The 25,117-nt window shown below is 38.5% G+C and carries 26 protein-coding genes; 8 read left to right on the top strand and 18 right to left on the bottom strand.

The features are described from left to right. Positions 1-131: 131 nt before the first annotated feature. The 5 genes from A6M13_RS01735 to rpmG form a co-directional block, all read right to left on the bottom strand. A complete protein-coding gene (locus tag A6M13_RS01735; protein WP_066542385.1) occupies positions 132-1,082 on the bottom strand; it encodes a YqgU-like beta propeller domain-containing protein in 951 nt (316 codons plus the stop codon). A 124-nt stretch (positions 1,083-1,206) separates the two neighbouring features. Beyond that, positions 1,207-3,117 (bottom strand): LTA synthase family protein, encoded by a 1,911-nt coding sequence (locus A6M13_RS01730; protein ID WP_066542384.1) that lies wholly within the window; start codon positions 3,115-3,117, stop codon positions 1,207-1,209. A gap of 242 nt (positions 3,118-3,359) precedes the next feature. Next, positions 3,360-3,563: a YqgQ family protein gene (locus tag A6M13_RS01725; protein ID WP_066542383.1), complete on the bottom strand. Its 204-nt coding sequence runs from the start codon at positions 3,561-3,563 to the stop codon at positions 3,360-3,362. A 14-nt stretch (positions 3,564-3,577) separates the two neighbouring features. Then, complete coding sequence (locus tag A6M13_RS01720) at positions 3,578-4,141, bottom strand: 5-formyltetrahydrofolate cyclo-ligase (RefSeq protein ID WP_066542382.1); 564 nt, start codon at positions 4,139-4,141, stop codon at positions 3,578-3,580. Positions 4,142-4,208: 67 nt separating this feature from the next. Beyond that, entirely contained in the window at positions 4,209-4,358 is a 150-nt protein-coding gene (rpmG, locus tag A6M13_RS15955) for a 50S ribosomal protein L33 (protein ID WP_083998154.1), read from the bottom strand. Positions 4,359-4,558: 200 nt separating this feature from the next. Here rpmG and A6M13_RS01715 point away from each other — a divergent pair, with 200 nt between their 5' ends. Continuing rightward, positions 4,559-4,957 carry a hypothetical protein gene (locus A6M13_RS01715; RefSeq protein ID WP_066542381.1) on the top strand — a complete coding sequence of 133 codons (399 nt, stop codon included), beginning with the start codon at positions 4,559-4,561 and terminating at the stop codon, positions 4,955-4,957. Continuing rightward, a complete protein-coding gene (locus tag A6M13_RS01710) occupies positions 4,954-5,421 on the top strand; it encodes a hypothetical protein (protein ID WP_066542380.1) in 468 nt (155 codons plus the stop codon). The genes A6M13_RS01715 and A6M13_RS01710 overlap by 4 nt, the downstream gene beginning before the upstream one ends. Before the next feature lie 41 nt (positions 5,422-5,462). On the opposite strand, the gene A6M13_RS01705 is transcribed toward A6M13_RS01710, so the two are convergent. Both A6M13_RS01705 and A6M13_RS01700 read right to left on the bottom strand, forming a co-directional pair. Next, complete coding sequence (locus tag A6M13_RS01705) at positions 5,463-6,710, bottom strand: VWA domain-containing protein (protein WP_141680883.1); 1,248 nt, start codon at positions 6,708-6,710, stop codon at positions 5,463-5,465. A gap of 359 nt (positions 6,711-7,069) precedes the next feature. After that, positions 7,070-8,128 (bottom strand): S-layer homology domain-containing protein, encoded by a 1,059-nt coding sequence (locus tag A6M13_RS01700; RefSeq protein WP_066542378.1) that lies wholly within the window; start codon positions 8,126-8,128, stop codon positions 7,070-7,072. Between the two features lie 280 nt (positions 8,129-8,408). Between A6M13_RS01700 and hmpA the strand changes: the two genes are divergently transcribed. Beyond that, positions 8,409-9,554 (top strand): NO-inducible flavohemoprotein, encoded by a 1,146-nt coding sequence (hmpA, locus tag A6M13_RS01695; protein ID WP_066542377.1) that lies wholly within the window; start codon positions 8,409-8,411, stop codon positions 9,552-9,554. A 39-nt stretch (positions 9,555-9,593) separates the two neighbouring features. On the opposite strand, the gene phoU is transcribed toward hmpA, so the two are convergent. The 10 genes from phoU to A6M13_RS01645 all read right to left on the bottom strand — a co-directional run bounded on the left by phoU (position 9,594) and on the right by A6M13_RS01645 (position 20,227). Then, positions 9,594-10,253: a phosphate signaling complex protein PhoU gene (phoU, locus tag A6M13_RS01690; protein WP_066542376.1), complete on the bottom strand. Its 660-nt coding sequence runs from the start codon at positions 10,251-10,253 to the stop codon at positions 9,594-9,596. Between the two features lie 13 nt (positions 10,254-10,266). After that, a complete protein-coding gene (gene pstB, locus A6M13_RS01685) occupies positions 10,267-11,097 on the bottom strand; it encodes a phosphate ABC transporter ATP-binding protein PstB (RefSeq protein ID WP_083998152.1) in 831 nt (276 codons plus the stop codon). 13 nt (positions 11,098-11,110) lie between these two features. Next, positions 11,111-11,989: a phosphate ABC transporter permease PstA gene (gene pstA / locus A6M13_RS01680; RefSeq protein WP_066542375.1), complete on the bottom strand. Its 879-nt coding sequence runs from the start codon at positions 11,987-11,989 to the stop codon at positions 11,111-11,113. Between the two features lies 1 nt (position 11,990). Beyond that, the gene (gene pstC, locus A6M13_RS01675) at positions 11,991-12,926 is read right to left on the bottom strand and encodes a phosphate ABC transporter permease subunit PstC (RefSeq protein ID WP_066542374.1); all 936 of its coding nucleotides are present in this window, start codon (positions 12,924-12,926) and stop codon (positions 11,991-11,993) included. 68 nt (positions 12,927-12,994) lie between these two features. Next, positions 12,995-13,963 (bottom strand): PstS family phosphate ABC transporter substrate-binding protein, encoded by a 969-nt coding sequence (locus tag A6M13_RS01670; protein ID WP_066542373.1) that lies wholly within the window; start codon positions 13,961-13,963, stop codon positions 12,995-12,997. 236 nt (positions 13,964-14,199) lie between these two features. After that, positions 14,200-14,547, bottom strand: a complete 348-nt coding sequence (locus A6M13_RS01665) for a hypothetical protein (protein ID WP_066542372.1) — start codon at positions 14,545-14,547, stop codon at positions 14,200-14,202. A gap of 282 nt (positions 14,548-14,829) precedes the next feature. After that, entirely contained in the window at positions 14,830-17,043 is a 2,214-nt protein-coding gene (locus A6M13_RS01660; RefSeq protein WP_066542371.1) for a penicillin-binding transpeptidase domain-containing protein, read from the bottom strand. 188 nt (positions 17,044-17,231) lie between these two features. Further along, positions 17,232-17,837, bottom strand: a complete 606-nt coding sequence (locus A6M13_RS01655) for a superoxide dismutase (protein WP_066542370.1) — start codon at positions 17,835-17,837, stop codon at positions 17,232-17,234. 213 nt (positions 17,838-18,050) lie between these two features. Further along, complete coding sequence (locus tag A6M13_RS01650) at positions 18,051-18,536, bottom strand: DUF456 domain-containing protein (RefSeq protein ID WP_066542369.1); 486 nt, start codon at positions 18,534-18,536, stop codon at positions 18,051-18,053. A 65-nt stretch (positions 18,537-18,601) separates the two neighbouring features. Then, on the bottom strand, positions 18,602-20,227 hold the full coding sequence (locus A6M13_RS01645; protein WP_066542368.1) for a Na/Pi cotransporter family protein: 1,626 nt from the start codon (positions 20,225-20,227) through the stop codon (positions 18,602-18,604). Positions 20,228-20,420: 193 nt separating this feature from the next. Here A6M13_RS01645 and A6M13_RS01640 point away from each other — a divergent pair, with 193 nt between their 5' ends. The 3 genes from A6M13_RS01640 (at position 20,421) to A6M13_RS01630 (ending at position 22,833) form a co-directional block, all read left to right on the top strand. Then, positions 20,421-20,969, top strand: coding sequence for a DUF1189 family protein (locus A6M13_RS01640; protein WP_066542367.1), 549 nt, complete (start codon positions 20,421-20,423; stop codon positions 20,967-20,969). Positions 20,970-21,152: 183 nt separating this feature from the next. Next, on the top strand, positions 21,153-22,265 hold the full coding sequence (gene ispG / locus A6M13_RS01635; protein ID WP_066542366.1) for a flavodoxin-dependent (E)-4-hydroxy-3-methylbut-2-enyl-diphosphate synthase: 1,113 nt from the start codon (positions 21,153-21,155) through the stop codon (positions 22,263-22,265). Then, on the top strand, positions 22,258-22,833 hold the full coding sequence (locus A6M13_RS01630) for a hypothetical protein (RefSeq protein ID WP_066542365.1): 576 nt from the start codon (positions 22,258-22,260) through the stop codon (positions 22,831-22,833). The genes ispG and A6M13_RS01630 overlap by 8 nt, the downstream gene beginning before the upstream one ends. A 436-nt stretch (positions 22,834-23,269) precedes the next feature. On the opposite strand, the gene A6M13_RS16205 is transcribed toward A6M13_RS01630, so the two are convergent. Then, positions 23,270-23,413 carry a hypothetical protein gene (locus A6M13_RS16205; RefSeq protein ID WP_169817397.1) on the bottom strand — a complete coding sequence of 48 codons (144 nt, stop codon included), beginning with the start codon at positions 23,411-23,413 and terminating at the stop codon, positions 23,270-23,272. A 233-nt stretch (positions 23,414-23,646) separates the two neighbouring features. On the opposite strand from A6M13_RS16205, the gene A6M13_RS01625 reads away from it, so the two are divergent. Continuing rightward, positions 23,647-23,952: a hypothetical protein gene (locus A6M13_RS01625; RefSeq protein WP_066542364.1), complete on the top strand. Its 306-nt coding sequence runs from the start codon at positions 23,647-23,649 to the stop codon at positions 23,950-23,952. Positions 23,953-24,104: 152 nt separating this feature from the next. After that, positions 24,105-25,070 carry a YdcF family protein gene (locus A6M13_RS01620; RefSeq protein WP_169817407.1) on the top strand — a complete coding sequence of 322 codons (966 nt, stop codon included), beginning with the start codon at positions 24,105-24,107 and terminating at the stop codon, positions 25,068-25,070. Positions 25,071-25,117 lie beyond the last annotated feature (47 nt).

The raw sequence follows: 25,117 nt of genomic DNA, 5'->3' as shown, positions 1-25,117 counted from the left end.
CCTCCTCTATAGGAGATAAAGCCACAGCGAATGTATCATTCGCCGTGGCTTTATTGCATTTATAGACGCGTCAGTTTGTCTGAGCTCATGCGATGATACACATCATAGCCTCTGACAACCTATACGCTGTTTTATTGATTTATTGTAAGCCATTGTAACGGCATGTCATTCCCAGTAATTACCCATTCATAAAAGTCACCGTAAACAAGAATATGTTGTTCAGCATGATGATAAAAAGGGACCGGTTTTGCTACCGTTAAAAGTGGCATCATATCGTTTAAAGTCGTTAATTCATAATGTTGTTGCTGTTGTGTCCATACATACATGTCTCCATGCTGTTCCTCTAGTGACACGATCGGTTGTAAAAGTGTAATCGCACCCTCACTCGTTATCAGTGTGTTCGGCGTTTGTTGCGTTACATAATAAACGCCTGTCGTTGTAATCTTCGCATACGTGACATCATTTGCTAGTACTTCTGTTAGGCCATCTTTTGTTTGCTGTAGTTTGCCTTCTGTTACTGTATATAATACATTATCACGCATTGATACAAATGGATATGGCACAGCAACTTGTTGCAATGTGCCCGCTGTAAACTGATAGACAGTCGCATCAAATTGGTCATTAAAAGCTGTGACTGCAAACTGTTGTGGATGTACTGTATCAAATGTTGTCAGTACTTCATATGATGGTATTTCTACTTCATACATTGCTTCAAATGTTAATGAATATAACGTAATGTTCGCAAGTGTTGCAGACGGTGCTGACACCACTAAAAATGTCTCACCAGACGGATGGACTTTCACATCACGAATTGGCATTTGTTGTGTATGTACCGTTTTTTGCTCACCCGTTAGCATATTGTATGTATACAGTTCGTATTGCTCGTCATTCGTTTGAAATAGGAATGTATGGTCGGCTAATGCAGAGATTAATGTTGTTTCTGAAGAAATGGCTGTTTGTTGAGGTTCAATCGCTGTCATTTCCGGCACTGCTAGAGGAACAGTTGGATCAGCATTTGTAGAAGAACAGCCTACTAATAATAGCGCAGTTGTTATGCATACTATATAAAAACGAGTGTACATGTCGACAACCTCCTTTCCCACACGTTTTTATTGTTACTTGTCAGAAACAACCATCATTATACACGTTTTTTGCATAAAAAAAAGCTATTTTCAATATTTCTGTTGAAAATAACTTTTTTATGACTTATTCGTCTTCAGCCGTTAGCACTTCACCCGTTAATTGACCAGTTGTATGGTCATAAAAACGTAGTAAATCGCCATTAATAATTTGGTCTGAATACTCTAATTCTGTATTCGCACGTTCAATATACGGCTGACATGCTGCGATATCTACTGGCTCACCCGTTGTCGCATCGTAACAAACTTCCCCAGCGTATACGACCTCATCTGTAATGAATCGACCATCACGGAAAATCACAAAGTTTTCATGTTCTTCCGAGAAAACATCTGAGCCAAGCTGCATATCTTTATCTGTTTCAATGCCTAATAAGTGAAGAACAGTTGGACGAATATCCACTTGCCCTGCAATTTTGTCGATTGGCTGTGCTTCTGTATAGCCTGGAATATGAATGAACATTGGCACAGATTGTAATTTTGCAACATCATATGCTGTTAATTCTTCCTTATTTAAAAACTGTGCCATCGCTTTATTATGGTTTTCAGAAATGCCGTAATGGTCTCCGTACATCACAATAATTGAATTATCATAAATGTCCGTTTCCTTTAGCTGCTCAAAGAAAAGTTCTAATGACTCATCCATATAACGCACCGTTTGGAAATAACGGTTCAGTGTACCAGACGTTGATGTATATTCTGGAATCGATTGGTCCGTTACATCTAATGTGAATGGGAAATGGTTTGTTAGCGTAATCATACGCGTAGCAAACGGCTGTGGCATGTTCTCCATTAATTCCACAGATTGCTCAAAGAACGGCTTATCTTTTAAGCCCCAGTTCACGGAGTTTTCGTCATTTACGTCATATGATTCTACATCATCAAATGACTCAATATTAAACGATTGATAAATCATATCACGGTTCCAGAATGAACGACTATTCGCATGCATAACGTTTGTATAATATCCGTTTTCCCCTAGCTTTTCGCTCATTGAATTATACGTATTCCCACCATGCGTAAAGAATACCGCACCACGTCCTAAGCCGAATAATGAGTTTTCAACAATAAACTCTGAATCAGACGTTTTCCCTAACCCTGTTTGGTGATACATATTATTGAAATAAAATGTGTCAGGGCTATTCGTTAACTCATTTAAAAACGGTGTAATTTCATGCCCGTTCATGTCTTCATTAATGACAAAGCTTTGTAGTGACTCCATCGATATGAAAATGACATTACGTCCTGCAAATTCACCAAACATGTTCTCATTGACATCCACTTGATTGGCTTTTACATAGTTGCTCACTTCAACTAATTCACTGCCATCTGCTAACGCACGCTGCGCAGATGATTTTGACTGAATATAAATATCGTATAAATGATAGTTATATGTCCCGATATTTTTCACTAATAATTCACGATCAAAACTACGCGTTAATAATTGTGGACGCTCCGTTTCAGCAAGCCCTAAGTTTAACACGAGTGTCGCAGCACTTAATGTAAAGTACATACGACGCACTTGTGAATCTACACGAACCGTCTCCATATCCGTTGTCTTCATCCATTTCATTGCCAAAATAATAATGACGATATCTAAAAAGTACAGTAAGTCAAAAATCGATACAATTTCCGCAGCCGATGTGCCTAAATCGCCAAAATTACTCGTTTGAAATAACACTGGTAACGTTACAAAATCATTATAGAATCGGTAGAAGGCCACATTCCCATATAATACGAGCCCTAAAATAACGCTCGTCGTTAAAATATATCGATTACGTGCTTTCGCCTTTTTAAAGAACAATGCAAAACCATAAATAAAGAGTAAGAAACTCAATGGATTTAACCATAAAATAAAATGCTGCATCGCATTCTCAATATTGAGGTCAAAGCTAATTTCATACGTAATCGCTGTTTTTAACCATGTCGCGACAATCGCGACTGCTAATATCGAATGTATTGGCCATTTTCTATCTTTCATAGCACGTACATCCCCTCGTATTTTCTTTTTGTAAAAATTCGTAAAAAACATATTATTCATATTAATTCTTTTTACCCTTTTATGCAATTTTAAACGCTGTCATAAATTGCATATAATATTATTGTATACGAAAATGCCGAAAAAAGGTTTCAATCCAACAAAAATAAGATAATTCTTTTTATATCACTAAACTAAAAAAATACGCATGCTTTACAGATTGTCTCTGCACAGCATGCGCTAGTTTATCGTTTTTTCATTTCGTATTTCGTTGCTTCTTGACGCAAAATAAGCATCGCCATCTGGTAATCTTTAATATCCATAATACCTGATTTATATAGCTCCTTCACTTCATCTTCCATTAAATGAAGGTCGCCTAAAAAGTCCGTTGTGTAAATAAACGTACCATATTGTTTTAATAACTGCATAATATCATATAAATTTTGCATTGCACTTTTCTCCTTTACGAACTAACAATAATTCCTTGTTCGGTCACAATGTATTGTACCGGACAGTCATGTGCTTCATGTGGAATAGCAGACCGTATTTGCTCCTCAAATGCGACAGAAATACGTGTCGCTGTTGTTGTTGGTAAATATCGGTCATAATAGCCACCACCGAAGCCAATTCGATAGCCATCCGTACTAAATACAACACCCGGCACAATCATAACATCTAATTGTCGTGGTGACACATAATTCGTCTGGATACGCTTTGGTTCATATAAATGTAAATACACTTGCTCAAGTTCATCAAACGATGTGAATTGATAAAAGTCCATTTGGCGGGTTTTAGCGTCACATTTTGGCGCGACAACCGTCTTTTGCTGTTGCCACAGCGCTTCAATAAATGGCTGTAAGGCGACCTCTGGAAAAGCCGAGATTGTAACTGCAATTACGCTCGCTTCTTGAATCGCTGGCATTTGTAACAATTGTGTCGTTAGCTGATGCGAACGTTCTATATATTGCTGCTGGTTCATCATACGTAATGTGTGTAATGTTTCATTTCGCAGTTGCTTTTTGTCCATGTCAATCCCTCACTTATGTATAAATTGAAAAAAGCCAAAACCACAAGTGGCTTTGGCTAATGTGCAATTACTTAGTTTCGCGGTGAAGAGTGCTCTTCTTTTCGCGAGAGCAATATTTTTTAAGTTCAAGACGCTCTGGATTGTTACGCTTGTTCTTTTTAGAAATGTAGTTACGTTCGCCGCATTCTGTGCAAGCTAAAGTAATGTTTACGCGCATCATTAACCCTCCCACTCTAAATCAAGAATCGTTTTATAAATTTTGAGCTGATTTATACGACTTTTCCATTATAATATATGTTTCATAAAAAATCTACACCTAATTCATATAAACTTTTAAACTTTCGTATGTTACAATGAAAAAAGAATTAGGCGTTTTACAGTTCTTTGTAAAATGTACGAAACAATGAGGTGACATATATGGATGTTGGTTTACTCTTAATGGCAGTTGGACTTGTCATTATCATCCTTTCATTCTTTTTGAAAGACCCATCAAAAAAGGTCGCAAAAGATGTCGAAAATTTATCGATGAGCATTTACCAAGAAACAAATCAGCTAAACAAACGAATTAAAGCGTTGGAAGAAGAAATGATGGTCGACACAGCTGTCGCTTTTAAAAAGAGCATGACATCTCCTGTAACAGCTGCGAAAAAAGCATACGCACCACAAGCGACGAAACATATTAATCCCATCATCCTCAGTCAAGTACTCGCTTTAAATAAGCAAGGTTTATCGATTACGGAGATTGGCACTCGCTCAAACTTATCAGAGGCGGAAGTGATTGCAGTTATTACAGAGCACGGAGGAAAAGCGGTATGAATAAACATTCCGTACGCAGCTTTGGCATCGCAACGTTCTTAATCGGTGGGTTATTTTACGGTGCACAAACGCTCAATATTGCGTTACCAGGTGTCACAACAATCGAACAGTCTACAGTCGCTGAAAAACAAGTCGATGCTTTAACTGCACAACTTGCCGAAGCACAACAAACGATTGACGACTTACAAAGCAAACAAACAGCTGACACATCTACCGAACAGCCAACTGTAGCTGCAGAGGATAACGAAAAAACACTTTATGAATCAAAACTCATTATTTACCGCGGCATTACGAGCTATGATATTAGTAAAAAATTAATGGATGCCAATATTATTACAAATGCCATTGAATTTGAAATGTTTCTCGTTAATGGCGGTTATCATAAACGCCTACAAGTCGGTGAATATCGTTTAAACTCCGACATGAGCTATGAACGTATTGCTGAGATTATCACAACGCCATAAAAAACAGGTTGCTAAAAGGATACGCCTTTTCGCAACCTTTTTTATTCAAACAATTCCTCAGCAAAGTACACATCATTAATAAACCAGTACTGTTGCTCATCAAATAGGCGCTCATTTAACACCAGTGCCGATACATCTACATTACGCATCGTTAAAAAGCTTTCTACCGCTTGTTTATACGTACTGTCTAAAAGACGCTGTTCACGAATCATACCGCCTTCTGTAATAAAGATAATATCGCTCCGTTGTTGCTCGTCGTTTTGCCGCAGAATGGTTAATGCAAAGCTTAGCGCTGGCAAAATATTCGCTTCTCCGTCTTCATAATGACGTACAAATTGACTCAACTCGTCCACCGGTATATTTCCTTTTTCAAAGTAATAATGACCCTTAACGTCATTTGCGTATGGAATGATACATAAATCACGTCCGTATTGTTTGGCTAAACGGCTGATTAAAAGTACAAGCGCTTTTGTTTGAATATCAAAGCGTTTGGTACGGGCTGTTTGCTCCAAACAAATAATATACGGTCCGTCCCCTTGTTGTGCGTTCTGAAATGGCACATAAATGACATTATTTCGATAATGTGACTGGAGCATCGTCTCTGCTGCTTTTTTCTTCTTCAAATATTCCGTCACTGTTTCTGGTGAGCCTTCAATAAAAAATCTATGTTGCATTAATTCAAACTCTGTCGTGTACGTGTCAGTCGCCATTGCACCGACTTCATCAATAATTTGCTGGAAAATACGACTATACTTCGCAATTTCTTTTGCTTCTTGCGTATCAGCAATTAATTCAGCAATGACAATTTGTTCCCGAAATTCATACATCCCTATATTAAAGTCAACTAATTCGTCAACACCTTGTATGACCATGCGCATCATTTCATAGGCACGCTCTACCTGTTCTTCCACGGTTGACGTTTCTAAATAGTCATCATGTACAAGTGGATAACAATATTCCGTAATATGATACGCTCCAACAAGCGCTGGCAACGATTCTTTCACGGTCATTCTTCGGCACATCACATAAGCATTGGTATCGAGCACCTTTGCTAATAAACGATGGTATGGTTGTTCAATCTCTTGAATGTGATAACTCATCTCTTCATAAAGCGCCACCCATATATCACGGAAAAAGAATAAAAAATCTTCCTCTTGCATCGTTTCTTCAATAAATAATTGTGTTTTTTTCGAGTACGAGACCGCTTCATAAAACCGCACTAAACTTTCTTCTGGACAACGCAGTGCACTGTCTGTTTTTTGTAAAGCATGTTCAATCATTCTCTGCATCTCTTGCACCCCCTACCTCTTTCCCATACTTTTCTATACCCATTTGTGAAATTATACAAGCGTTTCCACCAACAAAAAAATGCGTTCGGCGACAAACGTATAATTCAAATAAAGGCCAATGATGTTCGATGATAAAAATTCATATGTCGCCGTTAAACGAAGCGCGGACTTCTGACAGAACAGTACACGCGAGAGATTACAAAGGAACATCTACAAAGAACGAGATGTGATAAATATCGTGTTTGCCCCAAGCCATGTCTGCGAAAACGCGTCCGCTATGTGGCGTAGCACCAAATGCAAAAAAATATCCTTCAGCAATTGTCGTTGCAGAAGGATACTTCTTTTTGCTTACTCTCATTTTACTTTTTCACTCGGTTCGATAACACAATCAACTCGTTCCCATCGCCAGTTGTCGTTAATAATAAACCGACATCAGTCGCATAATAAGAAATGAGTACGCCTTGTGACGGACGCACTTGCTTCACAACAAGTACATTTGTATAACTCGTCCCGCGTACACTTAAAAAACCACGTGTGTTCAAAATCGTCACAGCTGTATTCGATGGATAATGTACTTGTACTTGCCCAATACGGAAAGGTGCTGGCACTTCTAATAAATAGCCCCCATAGCCTACAGTCGTTTCCCCATAAAAGGTTGCATCTTGTTTATAGGCATCTGTGTACAAATATATATTTGTCTGTTCATTATATATATCCCAATAATCCATCCCCTGCTTCGTATTGCTGTATTCATAACGATACGTTTTGCCATCTTGCTCATAATAATACGTATACGCAGTATTTTTTAGTACAGATGTTGTCGCACGTGACATCGCGCGCGCTAAAAATGCTGCAAAATGAGCGCGTGTAATTAAACGCTCCGGTAAAAATGTGCCATCTTCATAACCACCTGCAATTTGGTTCGATGCGACTTTTGAAATCGGTGTAAAAAATTCATTTGTCGCTGGTACATCGCGAAATGACGTATTAAAGGAGCCGATAACCACTTCTAGGTCATATGCTTTTGCGATAATTTTCGCCATAAATGCACGTGAAATGCTGCTATCTGGTTTGAAATTTTGTGCTTTTGAGAAAATACCTGCCGTATACCCTGCTGCAATTTCTTTATAATAGGCATGTGTCACTGGCACGTCAGCATAGCCAGGGTTTTTTATATTCGTTAATGGTAAATTCAACGCTTTTACGAGCATGGCTGCTATATGCTTTTTACTGATTGGTTCGTTCGGACGGAATGTGCCATCTTCATAGCCACGAATAATCCCTTCATCTACAAGAAAATGTATTTCTTCATATAAAGAACGTCCTTGTTCTACATCGCTAAATTGTGCCTTCGCTGTCATCGGTGGCAATACACTACTAAGCAACAGCACGATGACTAAACATGATATCCGTTTCATTAACAAGTCTCCTGTCTTTTCTATCTCGTATGTATCGACGTATATGTAACGTATCAAAGAACATTTTGAAATACAATACGACAAAACATTTGTTTTTTTGTATTTTCAGTTGGATTCATGAAATAGTGTCAAACAATCGACTTATATTCGACAATGACACAAAACATTCATTTAAAATATATGTTTTGTGACAGTTTTGTTAAAGATGTATTTATAATATTGCTTTAACAATAATATGCGCGTATATTGAAAGGCATAGAAGAAAGGACGTGTTCATAACATGTTACAACAACAAACAATTGAAACGATTAAAGCCACTGTACCCGTATTAGCCGAGCATGGTACAGCGATTACGAAAACCTTTTACAAAAATTTATTCGATGCACATCCACAATTATTAAATATTTTCAATCAGACGAATCAACGTAAAGGACGTCAACAAGGTGCATTAGCAAATACGGTGTATGCTGCAGCCGTACATATCGAAAACTTAGAAGCCATTTTACCTGCTGTGTTAAAAATTGCGCATAAACATCGCAGTTTAGGTATTTTACCAGAGCACTATCCAATCGTTGGTGAATTTTTACTAGCAGCGATTAAAGAGGTATTAGGAGATGCTGCTACTCCAGCCATTTTAGAAGCATGGGGACAAGCTTATGGCGTGATTGCTGATATTTTCATTTCCGTTGAGGAAGATTTATATGTACAAGCAGAGGCAAATGATGGTTGGCGCTTCTTTAAAGAATTTGTCATTACAAATAAGCAGGTACAAAGCGATGTAGCGACAACATTTACATTGCAGCGTGCAGACGGTGGAGAGGTGCCTCAAGCAACTGCAGGGCAATATATTTCATTACGTACAGCCATTCCTGGCGAAGAATTTTTATTTAACCGTCAATACACCGTAACAAAATCAACAGCAAACGCCTATGAAATTACTGTCAAGCGTGAAGATGCAGCAGATGCACATGGTACTATGTCGAATTATTTACACAATGCACCAATCGGCACAACTGTAGATGTAAGTGTTCCTGCAGGTGATTTTGTTTTAACAAATGAAGATGCACCTATCCTATTTATTAGTGGTGGTATCGGTGTAACACCACTATACGCCATGCTTCAAACTATAGAAAACCGTTCAGTATCGTTCCTACAATATGCCCGTAACGCTCAAGTTGCTGCATTTACACAACAAATTAGCGCGCATGTAGACACATTAAACGGTACATATGAGATCGTTTATTCAGATGAGTCAGGTCATATCGAAGCAAGTCAAATTGCGCCACTATTAACAGCTCATACACATGTTTATGTTTGTGGACCAACACCATTTATGGAAGCGACGTTACAACATTTACGTTCATTACATGTCGATCCTTCACACATTCATTTCGAATTTTTCGGTCCAGCGATTGCGTTCGCATAAACAAAAAAGTTGCCTGCAAATTGCGGGCAACTTTTTTAGTTAACTATTTAATTCGTAGTGCTCACCTTTTACTAAGTAAAATAGATGTTCACAAATATTCGTTGAGTGGTCTGCACAGCGCTCTAAGAAACGAGCAATGAACATTAAATGCGATACCACTTTAATATGTGATGATTCATTCACACTTTGCTGTAGTAATTCACGTACCGTTTTTCCATATAACTCATCGACTTGGTCGTCTAGCTCTGCTACTTCCTTCGCTTTAATCATATCGCGCGCTACGAAAGCATTCATCGAAGAACGTAACATTTGAATTGTTTTATGACACATTTCTTCGATATTTTTCAAGTCAATATGTGGCGAATTTTCACCAATACGAATTGTTTCCTTTGCAATATCAACTGCATAATCAGCCACGCGCTCCATATCAGAAGCCGCTTTAATAATCACCATTAGCTGACGTAAATCTTTTGAAACAGGTTGTTGCTTCGTAATTAATAGGATGGCTTGGTCATTAATCATTTCTTCTAAACGATTAATATGCATATCTTCTTCAATTACACTTAATGCTAAGTTTAAATCACGTGTACGTAATGCCTGACATGCCATTTCTAACGCAGAAATACTTAATTCACTTAACTCTGTCAATTGATGTTGAATCCCCATCAATGCGAGTTCAAAACGCTCTCTTACATTCACTCTCCATCGCTCCTTAACCAAATCGTCCTGAAATATAATCTTCTGTACGCTTATCACTTGGCGTTGAGAAAATTTTATTCGTTTCATCAAATTCTACTACTTCTCCGTTCAAGAAGAAAGCAGTTTTGTCTGAAATTCGTGCTGCTTGTTGCATATTGTGCGTTACGATAATGATTGAGTAATTATCTTTTAGCTCTTGCACAAGCTCTTCTACTTTTAATGTTGAAATAGGATCAAGTGCTGATGTTGGCTCGTCCATTAAAATAACGTCCGGCTCAATCGCTAAACAACGTGCGATACAAATACGTTGCTGCTGACCACCTGATAAGCCGTATGCATTTTCATGTAAACGGTCTTTTACTTCATCCCAAATCGCTGCACCGCGCAGTGATTTTTCAACAATTTCATCTAAAATTTGTTTATTTTTAATCCCATGAATACGTGGACCATATGCAATATTATCGTAAATTGATTTTGGGAATGGATTTGGCTTTTGGAAAACCATGCCCACTTTCGTACGTAATTCTTCCACTGTGTAGTTACGATCTAAAATATTACGGTCACGGTAGTTAATGACACCTGATGTACGAACGATTGGCACAAGCTCTACCATACGATTCAATGTTTTTAAGTACGTTGATTTACCACAACCTGAAGGTCCAATGATTGCCGTTACTTCATTTTCTTGAATACCTAAATTAATATTTTTTAACGCATGGTGCTCTCCATACCATAAATCTAATCCTACTGTATCAAACACATTCTTTTTTGGGCCTAAAGCTGGTGCGCCATTAACCTCAAGAATTTTGCCTTTTTTCACTTCGTTTGTGGCTAACTGTACCATACGTATCTACTCCTTAATAACGTTTTTGGAATTTATTTCGAATAAAGATTGCAATTGAGTTCATAATAATTAATAGCACCATTAAGACAATAATGCCGGCTGATGCGACAAACATAAATTCTTCTTGTGGACGTTTTGCCCAGTCGAAAATTTGCATTGGTAAAACCGTGAACGAACTTAGTAATCCATCCGGCAAGAACTGTAAAATAACTGGAATACCGATAACGACAAGTGGTGCTGTTTCACCAATTGCACGTGATAGAGCTAAAATACTACCTGTTAAAATACCTGGAATTGCCGCTGGTAATACAACGCGGACAATGGTTTGCCATTTCGTTGCACCCATGCCAAAACTTGCTTCACGTTGCTCATTTGGCACTGCACGAATCGCTTCTTGTGAGGCTACAATAATAACCGGTAAAATTAATAAACTCATCGTTAAGCCGGCTGCTAATACAGATTTTCCTAAATCAAGCATACGTACGAAAATCGTTAAACCTAATAAACCGAATACGATTGATGGTACACCTGCTAAGTTTGAAATATTCATGCGAATAAAATCATTTAATTTATTTTTCTTTGCATACTCTTCTAAATAAATCGCTGTGCCGATGCCTAAAGTCATCGATACGGGTGCTACAACTAACATTAACCAAAGAGAACCTATTAATGCCGCTTTAACCCCTGCTTGCTCTGGGAATCGAGAAGCAAAACTCGTTAAGAAATCCCATGTTAAATATTCTGTACCTTGTGTAATAATTCGGAAAAGTAACACAACAAGCGATGCTAATGCAATACCTACCGCTAACATAAACAAGTATTTCCATAGCTTATTTTTCGTTAAGCGCTTGCCCATATTGCGCATAACGCTTTCTTCTTCAATATAGCGCATTTTAGTACTCCTCTCTGAAGCGTTTTGAAATGTACTGTGCTAGTAAATTCATAATTAATGTGAAAACAAATAATGTGAAACCAACTGCATAAATTGAGTAGTAAATCGTTGTACCGTATCCAGCATCACCTGTTGATACTTGTACAATATATGCAGTCATCGTTTGAATTGAACCAGTAATATTGGCATCAAATGTTGGTGTCGAACCACCTGCAAGTGATACAATCATCGTCTCACCAATAGCACGTGAAATCGCTAATACGATTGACGCAACAATTCCTGATAACGCAGCCGGTAGCACCACTCTAATCGCCACTTCAAACTTTGTAGCACCTAATCCTAAGGCACCTTCACGAATTGATTTTGGTACGGATGTCATCGCATCTTCTGATAACGATGTAATCATTGGTAAAATCATAATACCAACAACAATCCCTGGGCTTAATGCGTTGAAAATCTTCACGTCTGGCATCACCATTTGTAAAACTGGCGTTACAAACGTTAAAGCAAAGAAACCGTAAACGATTGTCGGAATACCAGCTAGTACTTCTAAAACTGGCTTAATAATGCGACGCGCGCTATCTGACGCGTATTCACTTAAGTAAATCGCCGCTGCTAAACCTAATGGTACCGCTACAACAACGGCAATTGCGGTAATTTTCAAGGTCCCTAAAATTAAGGGTAAAATACCATACTTTGCATCCCCTGCGAATGGCAGCCATTGTGTTCCTGTAATAAACTCCATAAATGGAATGCGCGTAAAGAACTCGTACGTTTCAAAAATCAGTGTAAAAACAATTCCAAATGTAGTTAAAACTGAGATAAGTGCAGTAAGCAATAAAAGTTTTGGCATTGTTTTTTCTAATAGTACTTTGCCTTTTTTGTTTTTCGATGCTTCAATCATCGCTTGAACTGATTGTCCATTACTTGCGCTCATAAATGATACTCCTTTCGATAATAAAAGCGGTGTGACGCTTCAATATGAGCACCACACCGCTTTTGCAATTAGCGTAATCCTTCTAGAAGGTCTAAACCTGCTTGGTATTCATCATCATTTAGCGGCACATAACCAACTAATTCTGACATTTCACCGGCATTTTCTAACGTGAATTTCATGAAATCATATACAGCGTCGTCCGTTTTCACTGCTTCGTTGTTTACATAGACGTATAATGAACGTGATAATGGCGTGTAGTCGCCAGAAGCAATTGTTTCACCTGATGGCTCAACACCGTTAATCGATACTGGTTTTAATGAATCTTCGTTTGCGATGTAATATGCATAACCAAAGAATCCGATTGCATTTTTATCGCCACGTACACCTTGTACTAATACGTTATCATCTTCTGATAATGTTGCTGAGTTTACTAACTCTTCTTCTTCCAGTACTACTTCATTGAAGTAATCGAATGTACCTGAGTCAGCACCTGGTGAGTAGAATACGATTTCTTCGTCTGGCCATGATGGGTCGATATCAGACCATTTTTTCGTTGTGCCATCTTCTACCCAAATTGCTTTTAATTGTTCTAATGTTAAGTTCTCCGCCCATGTATTTTCAGGGTTTACAACAACTGATAACCCGTCATACGCTAGCTCAAGACCTGTATATTCAATGCCCGCTGCTTCAAGCTCAGCAATTTCTTCGTCCTTAATGTCACGTGATGCATTTGAGAAATCTGTTTCACCGTTGATAAATTTCTCAAATCCTCCACCTGTACCTGATACACCTACTGATACTCGTACATCCGGTTGTGCAGCGCTATATTCCTCTACTAAACCTTCTGTAATTGGCGCTACTGTTGAAGAACCATCACCAATTACTTCACCTGATAGTGCTGCTTCTTCTGTGCCAGCATCTGTGCCTTCTTCTGTTTCTGCGCCAGCATCTGTGTTTTCTGTGTCATCTCCACACGCTGCTAAAAATAACGCTGCACTTAATGTTGCTGTCATTGATAAATACTTCCACTTTTTCATTTGTAATAGCCTCCACATTCTCAGTTAAGTTTTACTTTGTTGTTATTTGCTTGTTGTTACTATCTACACTATAAACAGCCTGTATTGAGCACAAATAAACAAAATGTAAAGACTACATGAAGAAAAATACTTTAACAAAAAAAGACATCTACACGTCAAAAACGTGTAAATGTCGCACAACTCCTACTTTTCAGGCGGCTACAACCACCTATCAATTGTAAATTTAAATTTACAATTTATACATAAGATATACAAAGCATGACGATTAGCATAACCACAATCGCGATTACGTAGTAAAGAAGTTGGGCGCTAGCCGACCAAATCCATCGCCACGGCTTCGGATATGTTTTAGCTGCCCTCACATGAATCCACCAACCAGGTAAAGAAATAATAAAGCCTGCATATAAAAGGAATAATAAATCAGCTAACCACGGCGTCTCAATCGTTGTCGCAAAATACATTGCCCCAATGACGCCCCACATAACGAACGTTACGATTAAAACTATAATATAGGCAACATGAAGCAGCCACCAATTACGATGCGTTACTAACAAATGCCTTGCCGGTGCAGTTGCACGGTTCACCTTACCCCCTCCTTTACCTATAAGTGTAACGAGATTTTGGCTAAATTGCAAAACGCCATTACATAAAAAAGGAACTGCCACAGCAGCTCGCTTTTTCATGTAGTGATGTAATGTAGTTTTATCAAATTCCTTCCGTTTCTCCTACATCATTTTGTATGAATTCACCTTTGCTTTGGCGACAAGTGACGTATCAGCTACCTATAGATAAAAAAAGCTCCGACGAATATACTATTCGCCGGAGCTTTTTCAATTATAGAGAAGGGTTTATCCAAAACGCTTCTCTTATTCCGATGTGACTGTTTGCTCCTGTTCTTCTTCTTGAATTTTCTCTTCAGAATATGCTGGAAGAATTTTTTGTTGCGCACCGTCAATTGTCGGATCAATTTGCATATTTTTTTCTTTAATTTCATAATACTTATCTAAAATTTCACGCGCAATATCGCTCGCGTTTGTCATCGATGGGTTATACACCGTTGTTGCCCACGGAATTAATACAGCATATGCTACTTCTGGATTTTCGACTGGCGAGAAGCCGACATGTGCAATCGAAATCGCACTTGTTGCCCACGCATCTCGTTTCGGTCCGAAATAAACAACCTCAGCTGTACCTGTTTTACCACCCGCTTCATACGGTGCGTCCGCAAACGCTCGGCGTGCTGAACCTTGTGATCCTTGGTATACGCGACGCATACCTTCTTTTACGCGGTTAACTTCCGCTTCCGTATTATCAATACGATTCAGTACTTGTGTTTCCACTTCGCTAATTAACGGTCCTAATGTTTCGCCATCTGGAGACGGCTCACGAATCTCTTTTACGACATGTGGCTTCACACGGTAACCACCATTTGCAATTGTTGAAATATATTGCGCTAACTGCATTGGTGAATACGTATCAAACTGTCCAATCGCTAAATCGAGTAGTTTACCGCCCTCACGCGTTGGACCAATAACACCAGATGCTTCGTTTGGTAAATCAATCCCTGTACGAACGCCTAAACCGAATTTTGCATATTGATTACGTAGCACTTGGAAGGCTACTGGATCAATCGAGAAGCCCATGCCACGGTAATATGTTCGCCCAGCCATTGCCATCGCTATTTTAAACATGTATACGTTAGAAGAGCGTTCTAGCGCTGTTACGTCATCAATTGATACACGACCACCTTGGTTGAATAACGAACGTTTTACAGGCGTACCTGCTAAATAAATCGGTTCGTCAATCATACGTGTTCCTGGTGAAATCACATCTTCTGCATACCCTGCTAAAATTGTTGCACCTTTCACCGTCGAGCCTACTTCATAAGAGGTTGTAAATGTACCATATGAGTAATCGACAATATAACGCTCGCCTGTTTCTTCGTCCACTTCAATTTTTTTGCCGACCATTGATAAAATCTCACCCGTATTTGGATTCATCATGACATAAAATGCTCGGTCTAATAAACTAGATGCACGATAAGATTTCAATTGAAGTAAGTGCTTCTCTAAAATTTGGTCTGCTGCTTCATTCAGTTCAGAATCAATCGATAACACTAATTCCTTCCCTGGCTCTCCTTCAAATGTCGTCACAGTGTCAACAATTTGTCCGGCTTTATTCGTAATATTTTTGACAACTGCTTTTTGCCCTTGCAATAATTCTTCATATTGCGCTTCAATATACGATTCACCGACCCGGTCATTTCGTGAGTAGTCACGCGCTAAATAATAATACAACTTCGATTTCGGTACCCCTTTACTCGGCACAGAAGTTCGCCCTAAAATCGCAAGCGACGATAATTTCACACGCTTCCAATCCGTCGTTGTGTTAACGCCTGTCAGCTCGGTTAAACGTTCTGATACACGGGCAAATTCTTCATCTGTCACATTTTCACTTTTAATAATTTGTGGTGACAATGCATAACCAGATGACATTTCACGGTAAATCGCTAAAATTTCCAATTGCTCGTTCGGAATGGCATTTAACTCTTGTTCGGTAATGCGTTCACGCACTAATGCATCCAGCTTTCCATTAAACTGCGACTCCGTCATTTCTTCATCGCTCGCTCGAATAGCGTCTTGCTCTTCCTTTGACACACGACTATATGCTTCTTCTTTATTTTGCAAAATCCAAAAATCTTGCTTGTCGCGATACGTTACACGGTCAATTGGCATATCAATTAACACCGCTAGCTTTCCTGCTACATCTAACATTTCAGCTTGTTTTGTTGATGGCATTTTCGTGTATGTAATGGCATTTTCAGGCTGGTTATCGACTAAAATACGCCCCATGCTATCATAAATACGCCCACGTGCCACACTTGTATTTACTGCTATTTCCTCGGTCCGCTCTAGCTCGCGTACGTAATCTTCCCCTTTAACAATTTGCAAATATCCTAAACGAAAAATTAACGCGGAGAATATTAAAAAGATGGCGAAAAAAAGTACGTTCATTCGAAACGTTAAATTCGAACGTTGCTTCGTTTTTGCGGCTCGCTTTGTCGGTTGTTGCTTGCGCAAACCCCCCACCTCCAAAAAACAATCTACATGCTAGTATACCACTGTATGTGTAAGAAAAAAATGATAACAAAATGTTTTCACTTCTTTTATTGTGAACGTCTTTTACGCCATTTAGTTGCTCATTTCTGCCATAAAAAAAGAAACGATGCTGTAAACAGCACCGTTTCCTTATTTATACTGTGAACTAATTATTTCGCAGCTTGGAATTTAGCTTCTACTACATCCCAGTTTACTACGTTCCAGAACGCGCCGATGTAATCAGGACGACGGTTTTGGTAGTTTAAGTAGTAAGCGTGCTCCCATACGTCTAAACCTAAAACAGGTGTTTTGCCTTCCATTACTGGAGAGTCTTGGTTTGGAGTTGAAGTTACAGCAACGCCGTCACCGTCAACGATTAACCAAGCCCAACCTGAACCGAAACGAGTTGTTGCAGCTTTTGCGAACTCTTCTTTGAAAGCGTCGAAAGAACCGAATTTAGCGTCGATAGCAGCTGCTACTTCGCCTACTGGTGTGTTAGAACCGCCTGGAGCGATTACTTCCCAGAATAATGTGTGGTTAGCGTGACCGCCACCGTTGTTACGTACCGCTGTTTGCTTGTCAGCTGGTAAAGCGTCTAAGTTAGCGATTAATTCGTTGATGTCTTTGTCAGCGAATTCAGTGCCTTCTACAGCACCGTTTAAGTTTGTTACGTATGTAGCGTGGTGTTTAGAGTGGTGAATCTCCATTGTTTTTGCATCAATATGTGGCTCTAATGCATCATATGCGTATGATAATGGTTTTACTTCAAATGCCATGATAAAATTCCTCCTAAAGTTAAATATATGTGATTGCATAACTAGATTAACAAAAATAGTCACACCATTCAACGAAAAAAGCTTATAAATTTTCATTTCATACTTTCGGCGGAAAGCCTAATCTAGCAATGCTTTTTACTACTTCCCATTATTTTCTTGTTCTAAACATTAAAAACGGGCGCCTCTCATGTTAACGAGAGAACGTCCGCTACATTAAATGACCATGAAAAACACGATAATCATAATTGCTTGGATAATCCCTTTTGTCACGACCGATGTTAAAAATCCAACAAGTGAGCCAACGCCCACTTTCATCGATTGTTGCATATCTGTCCGGTGAACAACTAGTTCTGCAATAACTGCACCTAAAAATGGACCGATTAAAATACCGGCAAATGGAATTACAAACGGACCAATTAATAAACCGATTGTACTTCCCCACATCGCTGCTTTACTGCCACCAAACTTTTTAACACCGACTAAATTCGATAATGTATCCGCACTAAATAATAAAATAACAAATAAACTTTGTCCGAGCCAGAACCACCATGGCAAGTCACTAAATGAATACACAAAGCCGTACACTAAAAAACCAGCTAAAATAAATAACACCGATGGAATAATTGGATAAATTAATCCGACAAACGCAATCACAAATAAGACCCCTATAACGATCCATGTAAGTACCGCTCCTGTCATGCGTATCCCTTCTTTCTCCTACTTAATTAGTTTTTATACGGCGAAATATCGAAAAAAGTTTCATTTTATAAATCAAGTACAGAGTTTGCAATACTTGCCGTACGGTCACTAATACGCTCTAAATGGCTCGCAATATCCGTTAACAATACACTGCCTGTCGGTGAAATCGCTTGCTGATCGAGTGATTCTACATATAAATGACGAATGCGATTTTCCCATTCATCAATTTTACGTTCTTGTTTAAATAACTTTTCGGCTAAATGACGGTCATTTGTGTTGACAATTTCAATCGCCATTTGAATATTTTCAATTGTTAATGTAAACATCGTTTTCACATCATTTAACGCAGATTCAGGCAACTCAATTTGCCATTGCTCTCGATAATGAATCAGTTCTAGTAAATTTTTAAAATGGTCGCCGATACGCTCGAAATCTTTCATTTGGTCGAGCAATGTATGATAGCGTCGAATATCGATATCGGTTAATGTTTGTTTTGATAACCGCATTAAATATGCGGTTGTTTTCTCATCCACATGGTTAATGGCATCCTCAAATTGAATGACGGCCACTTCATGTCGATGGTCATGCGTCAAGAAAAAGGCACGCGTTTCTTCAAGACCACGCATTGCATATACGCCCATACGCAGTACTTCTTCTTTTGCCTGTCCAATCGCAATAGACGGTGCTTGTGTTAAAAAAGCATCATCTAACTCCATCGCCTCGTCTGGTAACTTATCATTGCCAGATGGTAAAATTTTTGTCACAAGCCAAATCAAACCGCCAATAAACGGTAACTGTATACATGTATTCACAATATTAAATGTCCCGTGCGCAACAGCAATTTGCATTTTCGGCCCTAAATCTAGCCATTGCCCCATCGCCTCTACGTAACTATAAAATAATGGTAATAACAGCATAAATAAACACGCCCCGAATACATTAAAGAGTAAATGGGCTAATGCTGCACGTTTTGCATAAATGGTCGCACCCAGTGATGCTAAAATAGCCGTTACCGTCGTACCAATGTTATCACCAAACACAATTGGTAAAGCTGCATATAAGCCAATTAAATCATTGGCATACATTTCTTGTAAAATGGCAATGGTCGCCGAAGAACTTTGCATAATGAGCGTTAATGCAATACCCGCTATCACACCTAAAATCGGTGCATCAGCCATCGACAACATCAGATCATTAAAGCCTCCTGATAATCGTAATGGCTCTAAGCTTTCACTCATTAACTGTAAGCCTGCAAAAATACCACCGAAACCAAATAAAACCCGCCCTAAATTATCATATTTATGCTTTTTAAAGAAAAATAAAATAAATGCTCCGACTGCTAAAAACGGATAGCTATATTCCTCGAAATTAAACCCAATAATAAAGGCTGTTATTGTCGTACCAATATTCGCGCCCATAATGACCGCAATCGCTTGGCGTAATGTCATTAATCTTGCACTGACAAGACCAACTGTCAGCACTGTTGTTCCTGAGCTTGACTGAATAATCATCGTGACAAGCATACCGACTAATACTGCGCGTAATGGTGTGGACGTATAACGGTCTAACATGTCGCGTAAACGTGTTCCCGCTAATTTTTGAAAACCTTCCCCCATATATTGAATTGAAAATAGAAATAAACCTAATCCGCCAAGAAAGTGGAACAGCAGCGACTGCCAATCAATCTCCATATATTCATCTCCAGTCTAACTCTTTCCTTCTGTCTTTGAACATATCTAAACTCCTATGCATTGTAAAGTTATTCTGAAGGAATGTAATAAAAAGTTTACAAACACCTACGATTCTATCATAAATAATGACCCTTTTTATAACATATTTCCATTTACAATATGGTAATATATTGTTAAAAAGGAGGACTAATCTATGCAGTTATCGTTGTCACAATTATGTAAGTATAGCATTTTCTATCCGAAACGGCTTGCTGCTTTTCGAATGTTAACGATTGGTAAAACGATGCAATATGTCTTTTTCTTTATTACGTTCATTACGATTGCTACATTTCTTCATTTTGTGTTGACGCTCCAACATGGCTCCAACCAATTCGAAGCAGTTTTATCCTATATTGATGCGCAGCAAATGACATGGATTTTATATCCGTTTGCATTTATCGCGCTATTTGTCTCGAATACATTATTAATTATGTGCCAAATTTCGCTCTATGCGGCAATTGGGTATGGTATTGGCTACTTTCATTACCGCATCGAGTACAGACATTTGTGGCGCACTGCAGCCTTTGCGATGACGATTTATTATATACTGCACCTGATTAGCCCATTTTTAACAACGTCTTATTCGAATATGCTACAGCTGGTTGGTATCGCCATTACCATCACGTACATACTGATCGCGTTAAGAAAATATCCGAAAAAACCGCTTCCTGCAAAAAAGAAGGAATCTTTTTCTTCGCAATAAGCGTCTAAACATGAGAAAATAGACTTTGCCAGGCAAAGGTTAATTTGTTCCGCGCAAGAAAAAAACACCGAAATAGTGGAAACTTATTGTTTCTTCCTTGCCGACACTTACACACACTGCTAAAATAATTTTAGTGATGGCTACATACTAGAAATGAAAGCCTGAAAAGGAGAGAAATTTATAATGAGTGAAATCGTTCACCGTACAAAAACACGCCCTGTTCGTGTTGGTAACCTAACAATTGGTGGGAACAATGAAGTTGTCATCCAAAGTATGTGTACAACAAAAACACACGATGTTGAGGCAACGGTTGCTGAAATTAAGCGTTTAGAAGAGGCTGGTTGTCAAATCGTACGTGTAGCTGTACCAGACGAGCGCGCAGCAAATGCAATTGCTGATATAAAAAAACAAATCAATATTCCATTAGTAGCGGATATTCACTTTGACTATAAACTAGCATTAAAAGCAATTGAAAATGGCATTGATAAAGTACGTATTAATCCAGGAAACATCGGTCGTCGTGAAAAAGTTGAAGCGGTTGTAAACGCTGCAAAAGCAAAAGGTATTCCAATTCGTATCGGCGTAAACGCAGGGTCACTTGAGCGTCATATTTTAGAAAAATACGGCTACCCTACTGCTGACGGTATGGTTGAATCTGCCTTACATCATATTAAAATTTTAGAAGACCTAGACTTCCACGATATTATCGTATCGATGAAAGCATCAGATGTTAACTTAGCAATCGAAGCATATGAAAAAGCGTCGAAAGCATTTAGCTACCCTCTACACTTAGGTATTACAGAATCCGGCACATTATTTGCAGGTACTGTAAAATCTGCAGCAGGTCTTGGGGCTATTTTATCAAAAGGTATCGGTAATACATTACGTATTTCACTATCAGCTGACCCAGTGGAAGAAATTAAAGTTGCACGTGAATTATTAAAATCATTTGGTTTAGCATCAAATATGGCAACATTAATATCTTGCCCAACATGTGGACGTATTGAAATTGACTTAATTTCAATTGCCAACGAAGTAGAAGAATATATTTCAAAACTAAATGTACCATTAAAAGTTGCAGTACTTGGCTGTGCTGTAAACGGTCCTGGTGAAGCGCGTGAAGCAGATATCGGTATCGCTGGTGCACGTGGTGAAGGTCTGTTATTTATGAAAGGTAAAACAGTTCGTAAAGTGCCTGAAGAAACAATGGTAGAAGAGCTGAAAAAAGAAATTGATAAACTAGCTGCTGAAATGGTTGCAAAACGTGAAGCAGAGGCAGCTGAAACAAATGTCTAAAAAAGTTCGTTTCGGCATTGATATTGATGGAACAGTTACATGTCCATCGACACTGATTCCACATATTAATGCCCAGTATAACGTCAACTTAACATTAGATGATATAACAGAATATGATTTCACCTGTGCATTTGATGTCGATAAGCAGCATTTCCAACAATGGTTTAAAGAAAACGAACCGGCAATGTACCGTGTTTCGACATTAGCATCTGGCGCAAAAGAAGTGTTAACCGCTTGGCAGCACCAAGCTGAGCTATTATATATTTCCGCGCGCGGTGAAAATGTGCTGACATTAACCAATGAATGGTTTAATGAGCACAACGTTCCATATGACCGCATTACATGTATCGGAAAGCATGATAAACTCGCTATTGCGAAAGAGCAACAAGTTGAGGCATTCTTTGAAGATAAACATGATAATGCTGTTATGCTAGCTGAAGAGCTACAAATTCCTGTAATTTTATTTGACACCCCGTATAATCGTTTAGCGGTGCCGAATAATGTTATTCGCATCAACAATTGGTATGAAGCACAAGCTTGGATTAATGCACATTTCCAATTACGTTAAGACGAATGATGTCATCGTGTGGCAATAAAGACATAAGAGCTTGAGACAAAATAAAGTGTTAGGAGAAATGACAAAATTTCTCCTAACACTTTTTTCGTCGTACATTTTCGAGCAGGCAATTCTTTCGGTACGAAGGTAAAGCAGCTGTTCCATGTAGTCTCTCGCTCGTATTATTTCGCCAAAAGTCCGCTCTTCGTTTAACACGACGTATCATCTGTTTACCACCGAACATCGTTGGCATTTATTTGAATTATACATCTGTCCCATTCACTTTTTTCTGTTGTCATGTTTTTCACTTAAATAGGCTTTTTCACATGCGTCACTTCTGCACTTTATATCATCAAATTTTTATCATCTGGTCGAATTTATTTTATCGACCATAAAAAAGAAGCATACGTTTATGCGCATGCTTTGTCAGTGTTATTCCTGCATTCATTTATAATTCAATAATCCCACGTGCCCAACGATCTACAAACCTCTCGAATGTCAGCCCATACTCTTGATGAATATTATATCGCACAAAATAATTCCCTAAAATATCAATTGTTTCATCTGTATACGCAATTAGTGATTTCGCCATATTAAAGCCCCCTCTGCTACTATTCAATCGCTGACAAAGCATACTGCATATTTGTTTATACCCACTCTTCTTTTTATCAATCCTTGTTTTTCAACTTTTTCATCATGACTTCTATTAGATGATAAATAATTGCGCTCCCTTTTTTCACATTGTGTCACTTAACACTTGTCAATCGTAGCTAAATTTATGTATGATAAACAACATACATATTATGTTTAAAGGAGATGTATCCTATGCTAAATGACTTATTCAAAAACCTTGGTGATGTACAAAACATCAGCGACTTATTAAACAGCGATGCACTGAAAAGTTTACCGGTTCAAGAGATTTTAAACAATGAGTTTTTCCAAAAGTTCACGGATTTTCAATCGATTGAAGAATTCATTACAAAAAGTGGATTTTCTGTACAAGACTTATTAGCGTTTGTTCAAGGTCAACGTACAGAAGAAGCAGATGCTTTTATTGATAACAATTCGACATTCTCAACAATGACCGAATTTGTACAAAAAGCAATGGCTGAATATATGGCGAAAAAATAAGCTATATATACTTAAAAGGAGAGCTACCTCAGATATTTATTCTCAGGCAGCTCTTTTTATTTGCGTATCTCTCTTGAAAGGAGCACACAATGTCATTTTTATTATTTTTCATTCTATTATTTTGTGTTTTTTATATAAAAGAGCCACGGCGTATGTTTACAGTGATGTTATTTGGCGTTGTACTCTTTCTAGTAGCGCTTTATTACTTCACGTATCAGCTCGGGTTAGCCACATATCAAGTGGAAGATTATTATACGATTAATAACGTCTATCTTGTATTTGTTGCAATTTCAATTCCTGGCACGCTTTTAGCAATTAGTGTGTTACTCTTCGCAAACAATAAAACATTAATGCAAAAAGAGGGTCGCCGCATTCGTAATTTATTTAGTGCCGTCATTGCAGTAGCGTTACTATTTATACTTGGCTACTCCGTTTATTTCTTTGTTGCCTCGTTACAAGGGGTATCACTTACAAGCTCGTTCCTTTATGTGTATATCATGGGCTTACTGTGCTATTTTTTATGGTTTTTCTTTACGCTCGCGCTCTATGCTGTCCTATACAATGCGACACCACTCTTTAAAAAGCCTCAATACATTATTGTGCTTGGTTCTGGCTTAATCGGAGACAAGGTACCACCGTTATTAGCAAGTCGCTTAGACCGCGCTGTAAAGCTGTTTAAAAGCTATAATGAACAACCGCTACTCATTACATCTGGTGGACAAGGGCATGACGAACTTGTTGCTGAAGCGGTAGCAATGAAACAATATATGCTTGAACAACACGGACTACGTGATGATCAAGTTATCGTCGAAGACCAATCGACAACGACCTATGAAAACTTAGTGTTTTCGAAAAAAATCATTCACGACAAGCTTGGCACAGCAAATGGTTTCGGCGCTGTTGTCACAAATGACTTCCACGTACTTCGCGCTAGTATTTACACACGGAAAGTCGGCTTACAGGCAAAGGGTGTTGCAGCAAAAACAACCTTTTACTATGTGCCAAATGCCTTTACACGAGAATATATTGGCATGCTGCAAATGTATGTAAAGTGGCATAGTGCATTTTTAGCACTCTATACAGTCGCTTTTATTGGGCTTTATATGCTATTTCGTTAATACAAAAAAGGAGGCTGCGTGTAAGCAACCTCCTTTTTTATATGCTG

This window comes from Caryophanon tenue (assembly GCF_001700315.1).
GTDB lineage: Bacteria > Bacillota > Bacilli > Bacillales_A > Planococcaceae > Caryophanon > Caryophanon tenue.
This window is presented reverse-complemented; position numbering and strand designations above follow the sequence as displayed.